This is a genomic window from Kitasatospora sp. NPDC101157 (assembly GCF_044768255.1).
Lineage (GTDB): Bacteria > Actinomycetota > Actinomycetes > Streptomycetales > Streptomycetaceae > Kitasatospora.
Window position 1 is genome coordinate 129983 of record NZ_JBIWPL010000009.1, and the last position, 22199, is coordinate 152181.

The window sequence follows — 22199 nt, forward strand, 5'->3', positions numbered from 1 at the left end:
CGGGCCCCCCCCGGCGCCCGCCCGGGGGGGGGGGGGGGCCGGCGGCGCGCCCCGCGCGCGCCCCCCCGGGCCGCCCCCCCGCCCGGGGGGCCCCCGGGGGGGGGGGCCCCCCCCCCCCCCGCCCTGCACAACCTCAGTCCAGGCAGAACTCGTTGCCCTCGATGTCCTGCATCGAGATGCAGGAGTCGTGGCCGTCGTACAGCAGTTGCACCCGCACCGCGCCCAGCGCGAGCACCCGCTCGCTCTCGGCCTCAAGCACGGCCAGGCGCTCCTCGCCCACGAGCCCGGTACCGACCCGCACGTCGAGGTGCACCCGGTTCTTGACGACCTTCCCCTCGGGAACGCGCTGGAAGTACAGCCGCGGACCGGCTCCGGTCGGATCGCTGCAGGCGAACCACGAACCCCGCTCCTCGGGAGAGCGGGAGTTCTCGTACTCCTCCCAGGTGGCGAACCCGTTCGGTGGTTTCGGCGGGACGTACCCCAGCAGCTCGCACCAGAAGCGGCCGACCCGCTCGGGCTCCGCACAGTCGAAGGTGACCTGGAACTGTCTGATCGTCGCCATCGGCTCACCATAGTGGCGCGCACCGCCCACCGGACAGCCGATTCAGGCCTCAGGCCGCCGCGTTCACCGCCCGGCCGAGGTGCCGGGCGAAGAACCGGACCGCGCTGTCGACCTCGAAGCGCGGCAGTTCCTTGTGCTTGCCCGAGTTCACGTGCAGTGACTTCTCCGCCGAGGCGAAGGCGTCGAAGAGCGCGAGGCCCTCCTCGCGGGATATGTGCTCGTCGTCCCACTGGAGGTCGAACTCGACCGGGACGGTGATCCGCTTGGCGTACTCGGCCAGCACCTGGGGCCAGTGCTGGCCGAACACCGCGGCGGTGATCCGGGGCTCGTCGGCGACGAACGGAACGCCGATCGCGGTGCCCATGTTGATGCCCCAGAAGCCGACCGGCCCCCCGGTCCCGATCTCCGGCAGCTGCTGGAGGGCGTCGAGCAGCGCGCGGTACTCGGGCACGGCGAGCTTGGCCAGGTGGTCGTTGTAGCGGACCACGATCGGCCCCTCCGGCTCGCCGGCCGCCCTCGCCGCGAACAGCGCGGATATCTCCCGCTCGTCGTGCTCGCTGCGCGGGCGGTCGCCATGACCGGGCGCATCGAGGACGGCCACGTGGTACCCGCAGCCGCGCACCAGGTGCTCGGCCCGGCCGGACATCGCCGGGTGCTTCTTGTGGTTGCCGCCCCCGTGGGCCTGGAGCACCAGCGGCGCACCGTCCGCACCGGACACGGGAGACCAGAGGACACCGGGTACGCCGTTGACGGTGAACTCGCGTTCGACGATGCCGTCGGTGACGGATTCAGCGGTGAAGAGGAAAGCGTTCATGGCAGTTGCCCTTCGAGAGTGCCTTGCAAGGAGGCGCTCCCGGCGAGACCTACGTCAATCGCCACTCGTGACGGCAAGGGGGAGCACCCATATCGGTACAGCGTTCACGGGTCTCACCTCCTCGGGCGGTGTCACGGTCGACCGAGAAGCTATCAGCTCGATCACCGACCCCGCCAGCCATTTTTCTTCCGCCCCGCGAACCTCCCAACGGCCCTCCGTCCCAGCGCCGTTCGTCCCAGAGTCACTCTCCGAAGTGGCAACGCCACCCCGGCCCACCCGTGTCGCGCGCCGGCACCGCTGTCCCCGGGTCCCGACCCGGGGCGGAACCGCGCCAGCGCGGCGGCGGACCAGCACTCTCGGGAACCTGACCGGCCGTCGAACCCGGAGCGGCATGCACCACCGTGCTCCCACCGGTACCGCTGCCGGTACCACTGCTGGTTCCGGCGCCGTGGACGGCGTGCGCCCAGAGGGCCAGTCCCGCGCGGAGGAGGTGGCGCACGGCGGCGGTCTCCTCGTCCGTCCAGGCCTCCCCGCCGGCGGCCGGGTCGAGGGGCTCACCGCCGAAGGCCTTTTCGTAGGCGCTGTCGTGGATCGTCCCCTGGGCGGGCGGGCGCGGTCCGGACCGCACGCTGTGGGCGAGGTCCTCGAAGAAGTTCCACGCGTCCAGCAGCCGGCCCTCCGCGACCGGGCCGAGTTCGGGGTGCTCGACCCACCGCCGCACCGGGCGCAGATCGAGGGTGCCCTCGCCCTCCCAGGTGACCTCCCAGCCGTTGCGCTCGCAGTGTTCCCGCAACGGTGCGAGCTCCTCGAACGCGAGGAGCCTCCCGCCTTCGTCGACCATGAGCGCATCGGGGTCCTCGCCCTCCCCGGGACGCCATACCAGGGTGAAGTCCCCTCTCCTGGTCACGATGCGGTACGGGAAGTAGTCAGCCATCCGGGCCTCCCTGCTGCCGTGGCGCGGCACCGGTCGCCGCGTAGCCGTCCAGTGGTCGAGCAGACCGCAGCTTCCCACCCCCGGGGTTCGTGGCGAAACGGAATTCGTGGGGGCGGGCGGCGCCGGCCCCGCTCAGTGCCGGTGGTGGTTGTCGGGCTGCGCGGGGTCTCCCGGGTGTTCCAGTCCCTCGACCAGGGTGAGGCGTTGGGCCCGCGCGCCGTCGAGCCAGCGGACGAAGGCGGCGCGGCGGGCGGCTTCGCGGAGGGCCGGCGCGGGGTCGGCGCTCCGGGGGGCGGTGAGGGTGGCGAGGAGCACGGCCGTCCAGGGGCAGACGGTGACCCACTGGCCGGGCGGGGCGGTGCGGAGGGCTTCGGCGAGGGCGGTCGGGAGGGTGGCGGGGTCGGCCTCGAAGCCGCCGTCGGGCAGGGCGAGGCGCCAGCGGGTGGCCGGTGGGCGGGTGGTCAGGCTGCGGTAGTGGGCGATGTCGGCGGGTGAGGGCTCGACCCCCGCCGTCACCGCCCGGTAGACGGCGCGGACGGCCGCGCTGCCCTCGTACGCGGCCGCGGTGATCGAGCCGAGTTCGACGGCGGCCCGCTGGTCGAGCCGGGCGGGCCCGGACGCCGTGACGGGCAGCCCGCGTTCGGCGGCGACCGCCTCGCAGAGCGCCTCGGTGAGCAGGACCTGGGCGACCCAGCGGGTGAGCTGCCGGTCCTCCGAACTGCCCGGCTGCGGCAGGGCGGTGGCGCGCGGGCCGCTGCGGAGCGCCGCGAGGCGCTGGTCGAGGGCGGTGCGGGGAAGGGGGCGCCCGTCGAGCAGTCCGAGAGTCACGCCTCCACCACCAGGGCGACGGTCGGGGCGTACTGGCAGCGGCCGAACCACATGACCTTGGCCAGCGCCCAGTAGCTGCCCGGGTCGGTGGACTCGGGAGCGGTGACGGCGAAGTCGACGGTCACCGAGGAGCCGGCCGGGACGGTGAAGCCGCGCACCGGGTCCGCGATCGCCTCCCAGGTGCCCCACGGGGAGACCAGTTGGAGCTCACCCCGGATCTCGCCGCGCGTCCGGTTGGTGAGGGTGAGGCCGAGGCCGGTGCGGCCGCCGGGGGCCAGGTGCAGGGACTCGGAGGAGACGTCCACGGACAGGCCGGTGTCCCGGGCGGTCACGCCCTTGGTTCCCTGGGCCGCCGTCCAGTCCTCCGGGGCGTCCCCGGGGACGGGCAGCAGCCCGGGCAGGTCGCCGACCGCGATGGTGACCACGTCCTCGAACCGCTGGCCGTCGTGCTCGATCCGGACGGCGGCGAAGTGCAGCCCGGGTTCGGTGTCCGCCGGCGGGGTGAGGGTGACGGGGAAGCGCAGGTGGCCCCCGGGCTCCAGGCGGTACGGGCGGCTGCCGGGGCCGGCCGTCCAGCCCTCGGGGGGCAGGACGACGGCCGTGCCCTCGACGGCGGCATCGCGGAGCTGGGAGGAGAGGGCGACCGAGAAGGTCACCGTCTCCCCCGCCGTCCGCAGCAGGCCCGGCGAGGCGCCGACCGACACCGGCAGGTAGCCGAGCGGGGCCGGGCCCCGGTTGTGCAGCCAGTAGCGGGCGTGGACGGGCTGGGCGGGCTCGGCGACCGGGCCGAGCACGGGTCCGTCGGTGGAGGCGGTCGGCGCCGGGGCCCCCGGAGCCGCGAGCAGGGTGGCGATCTGCGAACCCGCGAGTTCCACGGCCCCGACCGGCTCCCCGAGCGGTCGTTCCAGCAGGTCGGCGGGCCGAATCCGGTCCAGCCCGAGCGCGCCGCCGAGCTCGGCCGTCCGCCCGAGGCCCGTGGACTCGACGAGTCGGACGGTGAGATCGCGGCCCACGGCCGCCGCCGAGCCCTGGGCGATCGGGTTCCCGGCCGGTTTGAGCGCGCCCAGCAGCACCTCGCGCTGCGGTTCGACCCGCAGCCAGGACAGGGTGGGCGGCAGCGGCCCCTCCTGGGCCTCCACCACCCGTGCGTACAGCGGGTGGTTGAACTCCTGCCCTCGGGCGGGCAGGGTCTGCGCCCGCCAGTCACCGTCACCGCCCACCAGTGCGTAGCTGAACTCGTGCGTCCAGTGCTGGAGTTGGAAGGAGGCTCCGTCCGGCAGGGTGCGCCGGGGCGGGTCGATCCACACGCCGGACGGCCAGCCGGTGCAGGAGCGCATCAGCGACAGGTGCAGCGCGCCGGTGGCGTCCACCGCGAAGCCGGGCAGGCCGAAGCTGAGCAACGCCACGGTGTGGTCGGCGAGTTCGTCCCGGACCGGGGAGGGGCAGACGGCGGTGATCCGGGCGTCCGCGAGGTCCTCGACCAGGGCCTGGAGATCGGAGACGACCAGCGCCGGCAGGGCCCGCAGGTCACGCAGGTCGGCGCCCGGCCGCCACACCTCGGCGAGCGGCGTGAGGGCCGGCACCCACACGGCGCCGTGCGCCTTCAGCGCGGCCGCGTACTCCTCCCCCGCCCGGTCGATCAAATCGCTTGCCACGTCGTTGACTTCCGGACCGCCGACCACGATCCGGAAGTCCGGCAGGTTGGAGTCCAGGTCGAGCCAGCCGTACCGCGCCCAGTCCGCTCCCGAGGTGGTGGCGGTGACCCCGACGCGGGCGAGGGCGACCACCAGCGGGCGGGCGTCGGCCGCATCGTCCAGGGAGGGCACCACGACCTCGGCCACGCCCAGCGCGCGGCAGCCGGTCACCCGGCCCGCGGCGTCGGTGAGGACGGCCCGGGCGGTGGCCCCCAGGCCGAACCAGGTGTTGGCCGGGTTGTCCAGGGTCCAGGGCGCCTCCGCCGAGTCGACGTCCGGCATCGCGAAGCCGCGCCCGATGACCGCTCCGGCGACCTCGCTGACCGGTAGCCCACCGGGCACCTCGACCGGGAAGCGCAGCCGCAGCAGCCGGTCGGCGCCGGAGTGATCGACGACCCGGGTCCGGCAGTCCACCCGGTCCAGGCCGCGCCACAGCGTGACCGTCTGCTCGTAGCCGATGCCGTCGACCCTCCCCCCGATCACCAGCCGCTCGCCGAGCGGCCCGGTCTCCCGGCGCACGTCCGCCCGCGTCGAGCCCGAACCGAGCACCGGGCCGCTCGGCACCAGGTGCCAGGGGCCCTCGCCGAAGTCGGGGTGCTGCGGGTACTCCCGGTACACGCGAAGCTCGTTGCCGAGACGGCCGTCCTGGATCAACTCCCGCTCGTGCAGCAGGTCGTACACCGAGACGAGACCGCCGCCGCGGGCCGGGTCGGCGGCCACCCGGTACCGGTCGTTGGCGATCACCGACCCTTCGGCGGCCGTCCACGCCGGTTCGGCGGGGCCCTCCACCAGTCGCCAGGTGCGCCACCCGAGCGCGGGTACGCCCTCGGCGAGGAAGCGCAGCGTGCCCCGGTCGACGGCGCTCGGCACGGGCGCGCCCGTGTCGTCCAGCACGCGCACCGACCGTTCGCCGTCCGGGAGTTCGACGGCCGCCAGGTCGGTCCGGTCGAAGGACAACGTGTTGGTCACCACCACTGCCGACCCGAGCCCCACCGCCGACCCCGGCCCCACCGCCGACCCCGGCCCCACTGCCGACCCCGGCCCCACCGTCGAGATCCGCGCCGTCAGCGCGTCCAGCGCCGTGTCGCGGACGGCCGAGGCCAGGTCGTACGCCTCCCGCCAGCCGCCGAGCAGGTCCAGGTACACCTGGTCCGACTCCGAGCCGGTGATCGCGTCGTGGTGGGCCCCGTAGGCGAGTTGGCGCCACACCTTGTCCAGCGCCGCCGCCGGGTACCGCCCCAGCCCGTTCACGACGGCGAGCGTGGCGAGCTTCTCCGCGTCCACCGCCGCGGTCTCACCCGCCCGTTGGGCCTGCTTGGTGTCGATGTACGAGACGTCCTTGCCGGTGTACACCGGGTTCATGTCGCGGGTCTGCGGGCCGGGCCGGCGTCCGGTGGCGTCGAGTTCGGCCCGGACGGCGTCCAGGAAGTCGCGCGGGGTGGCGCAGACGAAGCGCGGCCACAGGTACCTGGCGGCCCAGGAGCGGTGGATCTCGGTGACCCACTTGTTCGGCGGGGTGTAGTCCGTGCCCACCGGCAGCAGCAGGTTCCTGGTCGCCCCGACCGGCTTGAGCTTGCGGTACAGCTCGTACACGGCCTGCTCGGCGGTGGCGAGTCCGGGGAGGAGTCCATCCACCAGCCGGCCGAGTAGTGGTGGGGCATGTAGTGGGTGAGCACGCCCTCGCCGCCGGGCGCGATCCACTCGAACTCGCTCGGGAACTGCATCACCCGGGCGTCGTCCTTGCCCTCGCGGAAGTTCTTCTGGATCGGACCCCACTGGTGGAACGGCCCGCGGGCCCAGGCGCTGCCGGTGAGACCGGCCGCGGCCAGGTGGCCGGGGAACTGCGGGTCGTGCCCGAACACGTCGAGCTGCCAGGCGGTTCGCGGGTCACCGCCGAGGATGTCGCGCTGGTAGCCGATGCCGTGGACGATGTTGCGGATGGTCGTCTCGGCGCCCGTGAGGTTGGTGTTGGGCTCGTTGTAGGTACCGCCGACGAGTTCGACCTGCCCGCGCTCCAGCAGCAGGCGCAGGGTCTCGCGGCGTTCCGGGTGCTGGTCGAAGTAGGGCTTCAGGTAGTCGACCTCGGCGAGCACGAACCTGTACACCGGGTCCCGCAGGGCGAGGTCCAGGTGGGCGTCCACCAGGGCGAAGCCGTTGCGTTCCCAGAGCGGCCGGGTGGTGGCGTCGGCGGAGAGCAGTTCCCAGGGGGAGGTGTAGGCGGCCTGGGTGTTCCACCACACCGGGTCGTAGTGGAAGTGGGAGACCAGGAACATCGTCCAGCCGGGCTCCGCGACCTCGACGACGCCCGGCAGTTCGCTGGACGACGCCCGCACCGTCACGGGGAGCCGGTCGCCCGGCGAGGCCCCGGTGATCTCCAGGGGGACTTCGACCGGACCCGTGCCGGTCGCCTCGCCGCGAACGCCCGTACCGCTGACGGTGATCCGGGCGGCCGGTCCCTCGATGGTCACCCGCAGCAGTTGGCGCGGGCTGTCCTCGGGGCCGGTGAAGAGGTCGGTGCTCTCGACGGCGGCGATGGTGGTGACCGGCACGGGCGTTGGTCCCTTCCTGACGGAGGTCCGAGGGTCCTACTGCCCCCAGGCCTCGAACTCGTAGATGCGGGCGGCCGGATCGGCGGTTTGGGTCGGCTTGGTGACGACCAGCCGCACGTAGCGGGCGGTGGTGTTCACCGGATGGCTGGTGGTGCCCGCGGTGTTGCCGGTCACGGTGGCGACCGTCGTCCACGGGTCGGTGGTCTTCGAGCGGACCTGGATGGAGAAGTCCCGGGTGTTGTAGGAGGCGCTCTCACCGCCCGCCTGGGCGTGCTCGACCACGAACCTGTCCAGCTTCCTCGCCGAACCGAGGTCCACCTCCAGCCACTTGGCGGTGGTGAGGGTGCACCACTTGTCACCGGTCCCGCCGCCGACGCTGCCGTTGACGGCCTTGGCCGGGCCCTCGTTGGCGTTGCACTGGCCGGAGGCGGTGGCCGGGCGGTTCAGGGCCAGGTTGGTCGAGCCCGAAGGCGGCGTTCCGTTCCAACCCACCACCGTGGAGGCGACGTCGGAGTGCCCGTAGGTGGTGGACACCGCCTCGACGTCCAGCGTGGTGCCGGCCTCACCACCGGCCCGGTCGAGCCGCCCGACGAAGTAGGCGTCGTTGGGGGTGGCCCCCAGGAAGGTGCGGCTGCCGTCCGCGTTGCGCCGGTACACCTCGTAGTGGTGGACGTTTCCGCCGGGCGCGGCCGTCCAGGAGAGCCGCAGCGACTGGACGGCGCCCGCGGTCACCTCGCTCGCGCCGAGCACGGTCAGCCCGCCCGGTGCCGCCGGCTTCTCCACCGAACCGTCGTGGACAGCGACTTGGCCGACGCGCAGGTCGTACGCCGGGTCCGGGCCGGAGGAGCCGTCCACCTGGAGTGCGAGTTGGGAGATGGTCCGGCCCGCGTAGGGGGAGAGGTCGAGGGTGTGCCGCTCCCAGCCCGTCCCGGCGTTGGCCCCGACGTCCACGGTGGTGAAGCTGCCCGGGGTGTCGGTGAAGGAAACCGCCGCCTTGAGCCTGGTCGGACCGGCGGCCGGGGTCTTCACCACCAGGTCGAGCCCGGTGTCGGCGGCGACCGGCAGGCTGGTCTGGTAGAGCCGCACGGTGTTGGTGGAGTCCAGGGTGCCGCTCAGCCGCAGCGAGGAGCCTCCCTGGTAGGAGTCGGTGAAGTCGATCGACGGACTGAGCTTGCTGCCACCGGAGTCGACCACCCAGCGGTAGGTCGGCGGGACGTCCTGCAGCGAGAGGTTGTTCCAGCCGCCGGTGGCGACCCGGGTGCCGGCCGCGTTGTAGAAGTCGCCCTGGCCGGTGTCGAAGTTGGTGACGAAGGGCTTGGCGGTGATCGGCGAGGACTCGGCGACGTAACCCGCCAGGCCCGGCCAGCTGCCGGAGAGGTCGGTGTTCGACGGGTCGCCGTTGGCACCGACCCAGTAGCGGGCGTCCTTGGCGTAGAAGTCGGCCCGGTCGGTGGCGGCCTTCCAGGTCCACTCGGGGCGGTAGAGGCCGAGCGAGGTGGTGTGCGGCCGGCCGGCCGGGAAGAGGGTGTCCCAGTCGACGGAGGTGTTGTAGCCGTTCGCCTCGGTGTCGATGCCGGAGTACAGGTCGTACTCGCTGCGGCCGAGCTGGTGGGCCAGGGTCCGGGAGGAGTCCAGGCCGGGGGCCGTCCAGCCGAAGTTGAGGAACATCGAGTCCGAGGTGCGCTTCGGACCGGCTTGCAGGAAGGGCGAGTTGGCCGAGGTGAGGGCGTTCTGCCAGTCGACGGCGCCCGAGGTGGTCATCGCGTCGTACCACATGAACTCGGTGCCGCGCTTCGCCTCGGTGTACTGCATCAGGTTGCGGACCTCGGACGCGAGGCCCGAATCGCCGCCGCCCGTCTCCTGGTTGATGAACCAGCCGTCGAAGCCGTAGTACTGGGCGGCCTGCACCAGCTTGTCGGCCACGGGGTAGTGGTCGCCGGACTTCTGGACGAAGTCGCGCACCCACTGCAGCCGGCCGCCGTACGCGGCGGGCGGGAAGAAGACGGTGCCGTAGACCTTGACGCCGTTGCGGTGGGCGGCGTCGATCACGGTCGGGTTCGGCGCGAGGATCAGGCCCTCACCGGCGGAGCCGCCCCAGAACACCAGCTTGTCGACGTACTGCCAGTAGCCGAAGGCGTAGTAGTTGGGGTCGGCGGAGCCCTGGGAGGGGTTGTTCGAGGTGGGGGCGAAGGACACCAGCGAGGCGATCTTCCCCTCGCCCGCACGGGCGTTGGGGTTCGCGGCCAGGGACGGGTCGCTGGTGCGCGGCTGGAGCGGGACGCGGGAGCGGTTGAACCGGGCGTCCGGGTCGGTGGCCGGGTCCCAGTCGAGGATGGTGCCGGGGTACCAGTACGAGGCGTAGGGCTGGTTCCCGGCGGCCGCGGCCGGCGGGGCCGGAACGGTGGCGGCGGGGGCGGCGGGGGCGGCCTGGGCTGCCGGTACGACACCCAGCGCGGCCGTCGCGAGCGCGGCACTGAGCAGCAGGGGGAGACGTCTGGACATGCGGTGGCTCCGATCGAGCGGAGTGGGTGGGGCCGGGCCCACCGGCAGCGGCAGGCCCGGGTGCATGCGGGCGCGGCGGTGCTCATCGAGGGAATGCGGCGGACATGACAGCAAGCGGTGCGCAGGCCGGACCTCCTCGGCGCAGCGAGGCTAAACCGGTTCAGAACCCGTGTCAACGAATCGCGCAGCAACCGCACCCACCGGTGACGGCGGCGAGGTGGACTCCCGCACGGTGAGCCGGGGCGTGGGCATCTGCAGGTCCCGCCCGGGCCCGGTGCCGTCCACCGCCTCCAGCAGGCTGCGCGCGACCTGCTCGCCGAGCGCGAAGGTGTCCCGGCTGAGCGCGGTCAGCGGCGGGTGGACGATCCGGGCGAGCACCGAGTCGTCGAAGGAGACGATGGACAGCTCCCCGGGCACCGCGACGCCCATCTCCCCCGCCACGCCGAGCCCGGCGACGGCCATCACGTCGCTGTCGTAGACGATCGCGGTGGGCCGCCCGGGCCGGGAGAGCAGCGTGCGGGTGGCCGCCGCGCCCTCGGCGTCGCTGAAGTCGGTGGGCACCGACACCGCCTCCTCCAGCCCGAGCCGGCGCGAGGCGTCGCGCAGCGCGCGGATCCGCCGCTGGGTGTGCTGGAAGTGCGGCAACCCGGCGAGGTGGGCGATCCGGCGGTGCCCGATGGCGGCCAGGTAGTCGACGATGGAGAGCATCGCCTCCCGGTCGTCGGCCCAGATCCGCAGCTGGCGGCCGCCCTTGCCCGGCCCGCCGAGGACGACGGCGGGCAGCCCGAGTTCGTCCAGCACCGGCAGCCGCGGGTCCCTGACCTGGAGGTCCACCACCACGAAGCCGTCGACCCGGTGCTCGGAGGCCCAGCGCCGGTAGACCTCGATCTCGGCGGCGGTGTCCTCCACGACCATCAGGTGCAGCGCCACCGAGCTGGCCGAGAGCACCGCCTGGAGGCCGGAGAGCAGGTGGCTGAAGAACGGTTCGACGCCGATGGTGCGGGCGGGGCGGGCGATCACCAGGCCGACGGCGTCGCACCGGGCCCCGCCGAGGGCGCGCGCGGCGTGGTGGGGCCGCCAGTTCATCTCCTCGGCGACCCGCAGGATCCGGTCCCTGGTCGCCTCGCTGACGCCAGGCCGGCCGTTGAGCGCAAAGGAGACCGCGCCCTTGGAGACGCCGGCCCGGCGCGCGATGTCGGCGATCGTCGGTCTGCCCACGGAACCCGACTCCTTCTCTTGACAGCCAAGTTTAGGCCGGAGCATAGTCCCTGCCAGAGCTAGACCGGTTTAGTAGCCCGTTTTCCGGAACACGACCCGACCGAAGAACCCACCCACCCCCGAGCTCGGCGCGATCCCCCACCCACCCCCAGGACCGGGAGACCCTCATGCGAAGAATCTGGGCGGCACTGACGACGACGGCCCTCACCGCCGCGGCCCTCACCGGCTGCGGACTCGGTTCCGGCGACAGCAAGAACAGCGACAGCGTGGCGAGTGCGGCCGCCACCGGCGAGGTCAAGGGCAGGGTCTCCATCCAGACCTGGGCGCTCAAGCCGAAGTTCACCGACTACATGCAGGGCGTGATCGACGGCTTCAAGAAGAAGTACCCCGGCGTCGAGGTCGACTGGCTCGACCAGCCCGGCGAGGGTTACTCCGACAAGGTGCTCAGCCAGGCCGCCGCCGGCACCCTGCCCGACGTGGTCAACCTCCCGCCGGACTTCGCCTTCCCGCTCGCCAGGAAGGACGTCCTGCTGGACGTGGCCAAGGCCGACCCGAAGCTCGCCGACGAGTACGTGGCCGGCGGCGTGGAGGCCTACCGCTACCACGGCTACCAGGGCACCTTCGGCTATCCCTGGTACCTCAACACCGATGTGAACTACTGGAGTTCGGAACTCCTCCAAAAGGACGGCCTGGATCCGAAGAAGCCCCCGAGCACCCTGGACGAACTCATCGCCCAGGCCCGGGTGATGAAGCAGAAGTCCGGCGGCCAGGACTACCTGATGAGCCGCAAACCGGGCCTCGGCGACCTCTACGACATCGGCGTGAAGATCATGGCCGACGACGGCAAGTCCTTCACCTTCAACACCCCCGAGGCCGCCGCGCTGCTCGACAAGTACCGCGACGCCTTCAAGGAAGGGCTGATGCCGAACGGGGTGCTCACCGACACCTACGCCGGCAACTCCAAGCTCTTCAGCGCCGGCACCGTGGCCTGGACCACCGGCGGCGGCAACTACATCACCAGCCTCGCCACCGACAACCCCACCCTCGCGCCGAAGGTCGTCGCCTCCCCCGCGATGGGCACCCCGCCGCTGTACGTCCAGGGCCTGTCCATTCCCAGGAGCACCAAGAACCCGGCCGCCGCGGTCGCCCTCGCCCGCTGGGTCACCAGCCCCGAGAACCAGGCCGCCTTCGCCCACCTCACCAGTGTCTTCCCCTCCACCAAGGCCTCCGCGAACGACCCGTTCTTCAGCAGGAGCGACGGCACCAACGCGGGCGACGCCAAGGTGATCGCCTTCGACTCGCTCGCCAAGGCCAAGCTGATCCAGCCGGTCGAGGTGGACGACGCGATGGGCACCGTCGTCAAGCAGCAGTTCGCGCTCGCCATCAGCGGACAGACCAGCTCCAAGCAGGCCCTGGACACCGCCGTCGAGCAGTGCGACAAGCTCCTCAAGGGCTGACCCCACCACTCCCGGAGCCCCTGCCGGCGAAGCGGCGGGGCTCCCCGCACCCTCCGCTCCCGGGAACGACCCGAACCCCGGATCCCGAGCCCGTACCGTTCCCGGCCCGTACCGCCCGAGGCCCCCACGCGGTCCGCACCTCCCGGCCAACGGAAGGCCCCGCCCCCGAACGTCGGGTACTTCGCCTTCTTCTGCCAGAAGTTGGCGAACGCCCCCTGCAAGTGCCGCAGGGCCTGCTGCAACGGCACGGACGACACCTCGGAAAGGTAGGCCAGTTGCGGTCCGCCTGGCGGCGAAACGCAGCCCCTTGTCCTGCTCAGCAGAAGATCCGTTTCCTCCCCCGGCTGAAGCCGGGGGCATCCGGAGGTATCCGATGACCCACCGGCGTTGGTTCACCCCCTGGCTGCTCGCCGGGCCCGCGATACTCTGGCTGGCCGTCTTCAACCTCTGGCCGGCCGTCAACACGGTGATCCTCTCCTTCACCAACGCCAAGCCCATCGGCGGCGGCCGGTTCACCGGCCTGGAGAACTACGGCCGCCTGTTCGACGACGCCCAGCTCGCCGACGCCCTGCTCAACAGCATCGTCTTCATGCTGGTCTGCCTCCCCCTCCTCACCGTCCTCCCCCTGCTGCTCGCCCTGCTCGTCCAGCGCCGCATCCCCGGCATCACCTTCTTCCGCACCGCCTTCTACACCCCGGTGATCGCCTCCGCCGTCGTGGTGGCGCTGATCTGGGGCTGGGTGCTGGACGACCGGGGGCTGGTCAACGGCCTGCTCGGGCAGAGCGGCCTCAGCCGCTCCCCGGTCCCCTTCCTCACCGACCGCTGGCTGCTGCTGTTCAGCGCGATCGCCCTGACCGTCTGGAAGGGTCTGGGCTACTACATGGTCATCTACCTGTCCGCCCTCGCCAACGTCCCGCGCGAACTGCACGAGGCGGCGGCCGTGGACGGCGCGGGCCCGCTGAGCCGCTTCCGGCACGTCACCCTCCCGGGGGTGCGCCCGACCATGGTGCTGATCTCCGCCCTCATCTCGGTGAGTTCGCTGCGCGTCTTCTCCGAGCTCTACGTGCTCTCCAACGGCCTGGGCGGCCCCGGCGGTCGCGACATGTCGGTGGTGATGCTGATCCAGATGTACAGCCGCGGCTTCAACGGCCACCTCGGCTACGCCTCCGCGCTCAGCCTGCTGCTGTTCGTCATCACCCTCGGCCCGATGCTGTTCCTGATGCGGCTGAACCGGAAGGCTGCCTGACCCGTGACCACCGTCCGCGAACCCGGAACCACCGTCCGCACCGCGCCCGTCCGCACCAGGGCGGCGCGCGGCTTCAACACCCCCTCCCCCGCGCGGACCGCGGCCCGCTACCTGTTGCTCCTGCTCGTCCTGCTCCTGGTGATCGGCCCCTTCCTGTGGCAGCTGTCCACCTCCCTCAAGGGCGTCGGCGAGGACGTCTACTCCCGCACCCCGGGCTTCCTGCCCGACCATCCCACCATCGGCAACTACGGGCAGGTCGCCGACACCATCCCGGTGTGGACCTACGCCCTCAACTCGGTGATCGTCGCCGCCGTCTGCATCACCGGCAACGTGGTCGGCTGCACCCTGGCCGGGTTCGCGCTGGCCCGGCTGCGCTTCCGCGGCGCCAAGCTGCTCCTCGGCCTGTTCCTGGCCACCCTGGTGCTGCCCGGCGAGGTCACCATCGTCTCCCAGTACGTGCTGGTGCGCGGCCTAGGCCTGGCCGACAGCCTGCTCGGCGTCGCGCTGCCCGGGGCGATCGCGATGCTCAACGTGCTCCTGATGCGCACCGCCTTCGCCGCCGTACCCGCCGAGCTGGACCAGGCCGCGCTGGTCGACGGCGCCAACGTCCGGCAGCGGCTGTGGCACATCGGCCTGCCGAACGTGCGCGGCATGCTCAGCGTGATCGTCATCTTCACCTTCATCGGCGCCTGGGACGACTTCCTCTGGCCGCTGATCGTGCTCAACGACCCGCAGAAGTACACCCTCACCGTCGGGCTCCAGTACCTCAACGGCACCTTCTCCGCCAATCCCCGGCTGATCGCGGCCGGCACCATGATCGCCTTCCTGCCGATCGTCCTGGTGTTCGCCGTCTGCCAGCGCTTCTTCTTCAAGGGCGTCGAGGAGGGTGCCGTCAAGGGATGAGCCCATCTCCCGCAGGCCCCAGCTCAGTTGAGGATGCCCCCGTGACCACCTTCCCGCAGGCTCCGCGCTTCGGCGTCAACTACACCCCGACCGCCGGCTGGTTCCACCACTGGCTCGACTTCGACCTCGACGCCGTGCGCGCCGACCTCGACTCCGTCGCCGCCCTCGGCCTGGACCACGTCCGGGTCTTCCCGCTCTGGCCGCTGTTCCAGCCCAACCGCACCCTGATCCGCCCTCGCGCCGTCGAACAGCTGACGGCCCTGGTGGACGCGGCCGGCGAACGCGGCCTGGACGTCGCCGTGGACGGCCTCCAGGGCCACCTGTCCAGCTTCGACTTCCTGCCGTCCTGGACCCGGACCTGGCACCGCCGCAACATCTTCACCGACCCCGAGGTCATCGACGGCCAGGCCGCCTACCTGCACACCCTCGCCGGGGCACTGCGCGAGCGGCCGAACTTCCTCGGCATGACGCTCGGCAACGAGATCAACCAGTTCTCCGGCGGCCCGCACCCCGACCCGGACGAGGTCACCCCCGCCGAGGCCGAGGCCTGGCTGCGCCGGATGCTCGCCGCCTGCGAGCGCGGCGCCCCCGGACGGCTGCACCTGCACGCCTCGTACGACGCGGCCTGGTACCTGGACGGGCACCCGTTCACGCCCTGGCACTCGGCCCGCCTGGGCGCCGCCACCGCCGTGCACTCCTGGGTGTTCAACGGCACGGCCCAGCGCTACGGCGCCCGCTCCACCGCCACCGCCCAGCACGCTGCCTACCTGGTCGAGCTCTCCAAGGCCTGGGCCGACGACCCGGCCCGCCCGGTCTGGCTCCAGGAGGTCGGCGCGCCCGCCCCGCACATCGGCGCCGAGGACGCGGCCCGGTTCACCGGCGCCACCGTCGGGGCCGTACTGGACTGCCCGGACCTCTGGGGCGTCACCTGGTGGTGCTCCCACGACGTGGACCGCTCGCTCGCCGACTTCCCCGAACTGGAGTACGGCCTCGGCCTGTTGACCACCGACCGGGCCGTCAAACCGGCCGGCGCCCGGCTCGCCGGGGCCGCCGCCGAGGCCCGCCGCCACTGGCAGCCGCCCAAGCCGCGCAGCACCGCCGTGGTGGTCGCCACCGGGGACGAGGTCACCTCGCCGCACCGCTCGGTCTGCGGCCCCGGCGGGGCGGTGTACGAGGCCTTCATGCGCCTCGCCGAGGCCGGCGTCCGCCCGACCACCGTGCTCGCCGAACGCGCCGGGGACCGGGCGCACCTGGCCGCCCGCGGCATCACCGAGGTGGTCCACCCCTCCGACGTACGTTCTCTCTAGTCAGCGCTGTCCCTCGCCACGCAACGGAGCCTGCCGACATGCACGATGACCGCACCCTCGTCGAGTCCCGCCTCAAGCGCGTCCTGGAGGAGCGCATCCTCCCGGCGGTCTACCCGGAGTCCGTCCCGCTGGAGGTCGGCATCTGGACCGCCCCCGGCGAGCCCGTCCCGGTCGCCGAGGGCCTGGCCGCGCCGCGCACCCCGATCGCGGTCGGCGACGCCTGGGGCGCGCCCTGGGGCACCAGCTGGCTGACCGTCTCCGGCACCGTGCCCCAGGCCTGGGCCGGCCGGACGGTCGAGGCGCTGATCGACCTCGGCTTCGACGCCAACATGCCCGGCTTCCAGTGCGAGGGCCTGGTCCACCGCCCGGACGGCAGCCCGGTGAAGGGCCTCAACCCGCGCAACCAGTGGGTACGGATCGCCGCCCCGGCGGCCGGCGGCGAGCAGGTGCTGCTGCACGTCGAGGCCGCCGCCAACCCGGTCATCCTGGACTACCACCCCTTCCTGCCCACCGAGCTGGGCGACCGGGAGACGGCCGGCGACCAGCCGCAGTACAAGCTGGCCCGGATGGACCTCGCGGTCTTCGACGACACGGTCTGGCAGCTCTCCATCGACCTGGAGGTGCTCGGCGAGCTGATGGCCGAACTCCCGGTGGACGGCGCCCGCCGCTGGGAGGTGCTGCGCGCGGTCGAGCGGGCCCTGGACGCGATCGACCTCCAGGACGTCAACGGCACGGCCGCGGCCGCCCGTTCGGAGCTCACCGCCGTACTGGCCGCACCCGCGGTCCCGTCCGCGCACCGGATCAGCGCGATCGGCCACGCCCACATCGACTCGGCCTGGCTGTGGCCGCTGCGCGAGACGGTGCGCAAGGTGGCCCGCACCACCGCCAACATGACCGCGCTGCTGGAGGACGAGCCGGACTTCCTCTACACCATGCCCCAGGCGCAGCAGTACGCGTGGATCAAGGAGCACCGCCCCGAGGTGTACGCCCGGGTCCGCAAGGCGGTGGCCGAGGGCCGGTTCGTGCCGGCCGGCGGCATGTGGGTCGAGTCCGACACCAACATGCCGAGCTCGGAGGCGATGGCCCGTCAGTTCGTCCACGGGAAGCGGTTCTTCCTGGAGGAGTTCGGGATCGAGAACCACGAGGCCTGGCTGCCGGACACCTTCGGCTTCACCGGCGGCCTGCCGCAGATCATCCGCAACGCGGGCTCCAAGTGGCTGCTCACCCAGAAGATCTCGTGGAGCCAGGTCAACAGGTTCCCGCACCACACCTTCCTCTGGGAGGGCATCGACGGGACCCGCGTCTTCACCCACTTCCCGCCCGTGGACACCTACAACTGCTCCATGAAGGGCAGCGAGATCGCCCACGCGGCACGGAACTTCAAGGACAAGGGAGTGGCCCGGCACTCGATCGCGCCGACCGGCTGGGGCGACGGCGGCGGCGGGACGACCCGCGAGATGGTCGCCAAGGCCGCCCGGCTGCGCGACCTGGAGGGCTCGGCCACCGTTCGCTGGGAGAAGCCCGCCGAGTTCTTCGCCAAGGCCGAGGCCGAGTACCCGGACCCGCCGGTCTGGGTCGGCGAGCTCTACCTCGAACTCCACCGGGCCACCCTGACCAGCCAGGCGAGGACCAAGCAGGGCAACCGGCGCAGCGAGAACCTGCTGCGCGAGGCCGAACTCTGGTGCGCTACCGCCTCGTTGCGCACCGGTGCGGCGTACCCGTACGAGCAGCTGGACCGGATCTGGAAGACCGTGCTGCTGCACCAGTTCCACGACATCCTGCCCGGTTCCTCGATCGCCTGGGTGCACCGCGAGGCGGAGGCGACGTACGCGGCCCTGGCGGAGGAGCTGGAGGGGCTGATCGGCGCCGCCCAGCAGGCGCTGGCCGGGGAGGCCGAGGGCGGGCGCGAGCTGGTGTTCAACGCCGCGCCGCACGCCCGCTCGGCCGTCCCGGCGGGCGGGGCGGCCGTGGCGGCCCCGAGGGGGGAGGGCTGCAGGGCCGACGAGCGGCCCGAGGGCGGGTTCACCCTGCGCAACGGCCTGCTGGAGGTCACCGTCGACGCGGACGGCCTGATCGGCTCGGTGGTCGAACTGTCCAGCGGCCGCGAGACCGTCGCCCCCGGCAGCAGGGCCAACCTGCTGCAGCTGCACCCGGACTTCCCCAACATGTGGGACGCCTGGGACGTGGACCGGTTCTACCGCAACACCGTCACCGACCTGACCGGCGTGGACTCGCTCACCGCCACCGCCTCCGCCGACCGGGCCGCCGTTCGCATCGCCCGCTCCTTCGGCTCCTCCACCGTCGTCCAGGTCCTCACCCTGCGGGCCGGCGAGCAGCGCCTAGACATCGACACCGAGGTCGACTGGCACGAGACCGAGAAGTTCCTCAAGGCGGCCTTCCCGCTGGACGTCCACACCGAGCGCTACGCCGCCGAGACCCAGTTCGGCCACCTCTACCGGCCCACCCACACCAACACCAGCTGGGACGCCGCCAAGTTCGAGGCCTGCAACCACCGCTTCGTCCACCTGGAGGAGCCCGGCTGGGGCGTGGCCCTGGTGACCGCCTCCACCTACGGCCACGACGTCACCCGCACCGTGCGCGCGACCGACGGCGGCACCACCACGACCGTCCGCTTCTCCCTGCTGCGCGCCCCGCGCTTCCCCGACCCGAGGACCGACCAGGGAGTGCACCGCTTCCGGCACGCGCTCGTCCCGGGCGCGGCGATCGCCGACGCCGTCCGCGAGGGCTACCGGATCGGCCTGCCCGAGCGGCGGGTCACCGGCAGCGCCGAGCGGGTCGCGCCGCTGGTCGAGCTGGACGACGACGCGTTGGTGGTCAGCGCGGTCAAACTCGCCGACGACCGCAGCGGCGACCTGGTCGTCCGGGTCTACGAGGCGGGCGGCGGCCGGGCACGCGGGCGGCTCACCACCTCCTTCCCGCTGGCCCGCGCCGTGCCCTGCGACCTGCTGGAACGGCCCTGGGACGGCACCCGCGGCGAGGTGACGGTGGAGGACGGCGCGGTGCGGCTGGCGCTGCGACCGTTCGAGCTGGTCACCCTGCGGCTCAGCGCGGCCGGCTGACCGACGTACCGTAAAGGCGCCCCGGCCCCGCGCAGCCGGGGCGCCGCCCCTGCGACCCTCCTGGAGCCCGCCATGCCGCTCACCCCCCTGTTCGCCGCCGTCGACATCGGCGGCACCAAGATCGCCGGGGCGCTGGTCGACGGCGGCGGACGGCTGCGGCAGCGGCTCCAACTGCCCACTCCGGCCGACGGACCCGGCCCGGCCGTGCTCGCCGTCGTGCACAAGGTGCTGGACCAGCTCGCCGGTACGGCCGACTGGGCCGCCGTGACGGCCGTCGGCATCGGCAGCGCCGGCCCGGTCGACCTGGCCGACGGCACCGTCAGCCCGGTCAACATCCCCGGCTGGCGCGGCTTCCCGCTGGTCGCCGAGGTCGCCGCCCACCCGGCGGTGGCCGCCCGGAGCCTGCCCGTCCGCCTCGCCGGGGACGGCGTGGCGATGGCCGCCGCCGAGCACTGGCAGGGCGCGGCCCGGGGCGCCGACAACGCGCTCTGCCTGGTGGTGTCCACCGGCGTCGGCGCCGGGCTGGTGCTGGACGGCGCCGTGCGGCCCGGCCCCAGCGGCAACGCCGGGCACCTCGGCCACATCACCGTCGAGCTGGACGGCGAACCCTGCCCGTGCGGCTCCCGCGGCTGCCTGGAGGGCCTGGCCAGCGGCACCGCGATCGCCCGCCGGGCACTCGCCGACGGCTGGCGGCCGCCGGGCGAGGACCGCACCGCCCGCGCGGTGGCCGTGGCGGCCGCCGCGGGCGACCCGGTCGCGCTGGCCTCCTTCGACCGGGCCGCCCAGGCACTGGCCGCCGGGATCGCCGCCACGGCCGCCCTGGTCGACCTCCACCGGGTGGTGGTCGGCGGCGGCGTCGCCACCGCCGGGGAGGTGCTGTTCACCCCGCTCGCCCGCCACCTGGACCGCTACGCCGCCCTCTCGTACGTCCGCGGGCTGGACGTGCGCCGGGCCGAACTCGGCACCGACGCCGGGCTGATCGGCGCGGCCGCGCTCTGCCGCTGAGCCGCCCCGGCGCCTTGCCGTCCGGTCCTCCCTGCCGTCCGGTCCTCCCTGCGACGGGCCGGGCTACCGGGTGCTGCGGGGCGGCGCCCCGGAGGCGGGCCAACCGGCAGGACCCTGCGACGAGTTGGCCTCGCCCCGCGGCGGCCGGCCGGTCCGCGGCGGCGGGCAGGTCGCGGGCCGTCTCCGGGCCTCCGTGTCGGCTGCGGCGTCAGCGCCCGCGTCGGCGGCGGCGTCAGCGCCCGCGTCGGCGGCGGCGCCCGCCTCCGCCCGGCTCAGGCCGGGAGCGGATGTCCGAACAACAGGTCGTAGCCGTCCGGCAGTTGCTCGATCACCCGGTCGATCACTTCCCCGGGGACGAGGTCGGCCACGGTGCTGAGCACCGCCCCGATGTCCCACTGCGCCGTTGCCGTCGTCGCCCCGTCGATCCAGCCGACCACGGCCTCCACGAAGCGCTCGGCGGTCAGCGGCTCGGCGGCCGGCTGGGCGTCCCGGAGCAGCGAGGCGTACGTCCCGGGCAGCGCGGCGGCGAGGTCCAGCCGCTCCGCGCCCACCAGGTGCTCGCCCAGCAGGGCGAGCACGACCCGGGTGGCATGGTCCGCCTCGGCCTCGCCCCGGTACTCACCGCGCTCCACGACGCGGGCGAGGAAGTCCTCCCAGGAGATGGTCATCGCGTCCTCCTTCCGGTCCGCGGGACCGGCCGGGTGAGCGGCGGCCGAGGGCCGGGGGCCTGCCTCATCGCGGCCCGTGACCGCCGGGAGACGTACCGGTTCCCGTGCTGCTCAGGGTACTGCGAGCGGGCCGGGGCGGGGGCCGTCGATCCGGCGGGAGAGCGGAGGCCGAACGGAACCCTGAGGCCGGAGCCCCAACCGGAACCGTGGCCGGGGGTGCGACCTGAGCCGTGGCCGGGACCGGCCTGGCGGATCGACGCCGTTGTCGATCACGCCACCGGCCCGCGCCGCCACCGGCACGGGAACGCCCGGATCAGCCCGCCGAGGCGCGCACCCTTCTGCGCGAGCCGCGCGACGTCCCCACGCCCGCACCGGAGCGCACCGCCGTCCGCTGGGCCGGCGCCATCGGCTTCCCGACGGCGACCACGGTGTCGCCGCGCGCCGTGTCCGGGACCCGGTCCGCGACCGAGTCCGACATAAAGGCCGACAGAAAGCGCCGCTCGTTCTGGCTGAGTTTGCGCGAGCGACCGGATGCCCGGTCCCGCGCGACGACCACGGTCCGCGCCCGCATAAAGGTGCGCGGATCGCGGCAGACATTCACCTCGACATGGGCGGAGCTCCGCCCGATGTGTTGCACGGTCAACCGCACCGACAATGGCTCGGGGCGGTGGTGCAACTGCTCCAGATAATCGATCTCGTGCCGGGCGATAATGAATCCGGACGGGAACAGCGATTCCCGCACGGCGGTCGCGTGGTGGCAGAACAGGTCGTAAATCCCCTCCTGGATGTAGCCGACCAGCCTGGCGTTGTTGATGTGCCCGTTCTCGTCGACGTCGCTCCACCGGGTGGGACAGGACAGCACGTGCACACCCGGGAACAGCCCGCTCACTGCTGCGTCAGCCCCGCGCCGGCGCCGGTGGGGAGCAGCGCGCGCTGCAACCGGGCGTAGTAACCGGAGTGTTCGGCCGCCATCCGGGCGGCGGTCCAGCCCTCCTCGGCGGCCTCCGCGGCCGCCTGGACGACCAGGCTGTCCAGCACCACGTCGACCGACCGGCAGAGGTCGGCGACCGCGGCGAGGCGTTCGGTGACATCGGCCGCACCGGCCGCGTTACGGGCCGGAAAGGCCGCCAGCGATTCGACTGCGAGCTGCAGATCGTCGATGGCGTCCGACCGGCTCTCCTTCGGTGAATTCCGCATTCTTTTCTCCAGGACCAATTCGGGCCATTACGGCCCGGTAACTGACGTTCGAATACACCGTCATCCGGTGTCGGCCCCCCGACGCCATCGACGCTATCCCAGTCGACGCGGGTCCGCAGAAGGTTTTCGGACGGTGACGGGAAACTGACTTCCATCGGAGTAGTTTGCGGGGGTACACAATATGCTCCGTCAGCCGAACGCGGTAAGCAGAACGGGTGGCATCGCCGACTCGCCG

The 22199-nt window shown here is 72.9% G+C and carries 17 protein-coding genes; 6 read left to right on the forward strand and 11 right to left on the reverse strand.

Annotated elements, in window-relative coordinates:
- Positions 1–133 precede the first annotated feature (133 nt).
- The 8 genes from ACIRVF_RS20430 to ACIRVF_RS20465 all read right to left on the reverse strand — a co-directional run bounded on the left by ACIRVF_RS20430 (position 134) and on the right by ACIRVF_RS20465 (position 11101).
- On the reverse strand, positions 134–562 hold the full coding sequence (locus ACIRVF_RS20430; RefSeq protein ID WP_402819397.1) for a VOC family protein: 429 nt from the start codon (positions 560–562) through the stop codon (positions 134–136).
- Positions 563–611: 49 nt separating this feature from the next.
- Positions 612–1376: an alpha/beta hydrolase gene (locus ACIRVF_RS20435; RefSeq protein ID WP_402819400.1), complete on the reverse strand. Its 765-nt coding sequence runs from the start codon at positions 1374–1376 to the stop codon at positions 612–614.
- A gap of 241 nt (positions 1377–1617) precedes the next feature.
- Complete coding sequence (locus ACIRVF_RS20440) at positions 1618–2310, reverse strand: hypothetical protein (RefSeq protein WP_402819403.1); 693 nt, start codon at positions 2308–2310, stop codon at positions 1618–1620.
- A gap of 132 nt (positions 2311–2442) precedes the next feature.
- On the reverse strand, positions 2443–3138 hold the full coding sequence (locus tag ACIRVF_RS20445) for a hypothetical protein (RefSeq protein WP_402819406.1): 696 nt from the start codon (positions 3136–3138) through the stop codon (positions 2443–2445).
- Positions 3135–6194, reverse strand: a complete 3060-nt coding sequence (locus ACIRVF_RS20450; RefSeq protein ID WP_402819661.1) for an NEW3 domain-containing protein — start codon at positions 6192–6194, stop codon at positions 3135–3137. Before ACIRVF_RS20450 ends, ACIRVF_RS20445 begins: the two co-directional genes overlap by 4 nt.
- Positions 6191–7381, reverse strand: a complete 1191-nt coding sequence (locus tag ACIRVF_RS20455; protein ID WP_402819409.1) for a hypothetical protein — start codon at positions 7379–7381, stop codon at positions 6191–6193. The genes ACIRVF_RS20450 and ACIRVF_RS20455 overlap by 4 nt, the downstream gene beginning before the upstream one ends.
- Positions 7382–7417: 36 nt before the next feature.
- Positions 7418–9883 (reverse strand): discoidin domain-containing protein, encoded by a 2466-nt coding sequence (locus ACIRVF_RS20460; RefSeq protein WP_402819411.1) that lies wholly within the window; start codon positions 9881–9883, stop codon positions 7418–7420.
- 150 nt (positions 9884–10033) lie between these two features.
- Positions 10034–11101 (reverse strand): LacI family DNA-binding transcriptional regulator, encoded by a 1068-nt coding sequence (locus ACIRVF_RS20465; protein WP_402819414.1) that lies wholly within the window; start codon positions 11099–11101, stop codon positions 10034–10036.
- A gap of 167 nt (positions 11102–11268) precedes the next feature.
- Here ACIRVF_RS20465 and ACIRVF_RS20470 point away from each other — a divergent pair, with 167 nt between their 5' ends.
- From ACIRVF_RS20470 to ACIRVF_RS20495, 6 genes are all read left to right on the forward strand, one after another.
- Complete coding sequence (locus ACIRVF_RS20470) at positions 11269–12558, forward strand: extracellular solute-binding protein (RefSeq protein WP_402819417.1); 1290 nt, start codon at positions 11269–11271, stop codon at positions 12556–12558.
- Positions 12559–12931: 373 nt separating this feature from the next.
- The gene (locus ACIRVF_RS20475) at positions 12932–13804 is read left to right on the forward strand and encodes a carbohydrate ABC transporter permease (protein ID WP_402819420.1); all 873 of its coding nucleotides are present in this window, start codon (positions 12932–12934) and stop codon (positions 13802–13804) included.
- Between the two features lie 3 nt (positions 13805–13807).
- Positions 13808–14707 (forward strand): carbohydrate ABC transporter permease, encoded by a 900-nt coding sequence (locus ACIRVF_RS20480; protein ID WP_402819422.1) that lies wholly within the window; start codon positions 13808–13810, stop codon positions 14705–14707.
- Entirely contained in the window at positions 14704–16014 is a 1311-nt protein-coding gene (locus tag ACIRVF_RS20485) for a glycosyl hydrolase (protein WP_402819425.1), read from the forward strand. Before ACIRVF_RS20480 ends, ACIRVF_RS20485 begins: the two co-directional genes overlap by 4 nt.
- 38 nt (positions 16015–16052) lie before the next feature.
- Complete coding sequence (locus ACIRVF_RS20490) at positions 16053–19094, forward strand: alpha-mannosidase (protein WP_402819428.1); 3042 nt, start codon at positions 16053–16055, stop codon at positions 19092–19094.
- A 72-nt stretch (positions 19095–19166) separates the two neighbouring features.
- Positions 19167–20099 (forward strand): ROK family protein, encoded by a 933-nt coding sequence (locus ACIRVF_RS20495; protein WP_402819431.1) that lies wholly within the window; start codon positions 19167–19169, stop codon positions 20097–20099.
- Positions 20100–20371: 272 nt separating this feature from the next.
- On the opposite strand, the gene ACIRVF_RS20500 is transcribed toward ACIRVF_RS20495, so the two are convergent.
- The 3 genes from ACIRVF_RS20500 to ACIRVF_RS20510 all read right to left on the reverse strand — a co-directional run bounded on the left by ACIRVF_RS20500 (position 20372) and on the right by ACIRVF_RS20510 (position 21964).
- Positions 20372–20767 (reverse strand): DUF2267 domain-containing protein, encoded by a 396-nt coding sequence (locus tag ACIRVF_RS20500; RefSeq protein WP_402819434.1) that lies wholly within the window; start codon positions 20765–20767, stop codon positions 20372–20374.
- A 313-nt stretch (positions 20768–21080) separates the two neighbouring features.
- Positions 21081–21656 carry an acyl-CoA thioesterase gene (locus ACIRVF_RS20505; protein WP_402819437.1) on the reverse strand — a complete coding sequence of 192 codons (576 nt, stop codon included), beginning with the start codon at positions 21654–21656 and terminating at the stop codon, positions 21081–21083.
- On the reverse strand, positions 21653–21964 hold the full coding sequence (locus tag ACIRVF_RS20510; RefSeq protein ID WP_402819440.1) for a hypothetical protein: 312 nt from the start codon (positions 21962–21964) through the stop codon (positions 21653–21655). The genes ACIRVF_RS20505 and ACIRVF_RS20510 overlap by 4 nt, the downstream gene beginning before the upstream one ends.
- Positions 21965–22199: the final 235 nt, after the last annotated feature.

Coding starts and splice junctions, on each gene's coding strand:
- ACIRVF_RS20490 (WP_402819428.1), top strand. CDS start 16,053: ATGCACGATGACCGCACCCTCGTCGAGTCCCGCCTCAAGCGCGTCCTG.
- ACIRVF_RS20510 (WP_402819440.1), bottom strand. CDS start 21,964: ATGCGGAATTCACCGAAGGAGAGCCGGTCGGACGCCATCGACGATCTG.
- ACIRVF_RS20450 (WP_402819661.1), bottom strand. CDS start 6,194: ATGAACCCGGTGTACACCGGCAAGGACGTCTCGTACATCGACACCAAG.
- ACIRVF_RS20500 (WP_402819434.1), bottom strand. CDS start 20,767: ATGACCATCTCCTGGGAGGACTTCCTCGCCCGCGTCGTGGAGCGCGGT.
- ACIRVF_RS20435 (WP_402819400.1), bottom strand. CDS start 1,376: ATGAACGCTTTCCTCTTCACCGCTGAATCCGTCACCGACGGCATCGTC.
- ACIRVF_RS20460 (WP_402819411.1), bottom strand. CDS start 9,883: ATGTCCAGACGTCTCCCCCTGCTGCTCAGTGCCGCGCTCGCGACGGCC.
- ACIRVF_RS20440 (WP_402819403.1), bottom strand. CDS start 2,310: ATGGCTGACTACTTCCCGTACCGCATCGTGACCAGGAGAGGGGACTTC.
- ACIRVF_RS20470 (WP_402819417.1), top strand. CDS start 11,269: ATGCGAAGAATCTGGGCGGCACTGACGACGACGGCCCTCACCGCCGCG.
- ACIRVF_RS20430 (WP_402819397.1), bottom strand. CDS start 562: ATGGCGACGATCAGACAGTTCCAGGTCACCTTCGACTGTGCGGAGCCC.
- ACIRVF_RS20495 (WP_402819431.1), top strand. CDS start 19,167: ATGCCGCTCACCCCCCTGTTCGCCGCCGTCGACATCGGCGGCACCAAG.
- ACIRVF_RS20485 (WP_402819425.1), top strand. CDS start 14,704: ATGAGCCCATCTCCCGCAGGCCCCAGCTCAGTTGAGGATGCCCCCGTG.
- ACIRVF_RS20475 (WP_402819420.1), top strand. CDS start 12,932: ATGACCCACCGGCGTTGGTTCACCCCCTGGCTGCTCGCCGGGCCCGCG.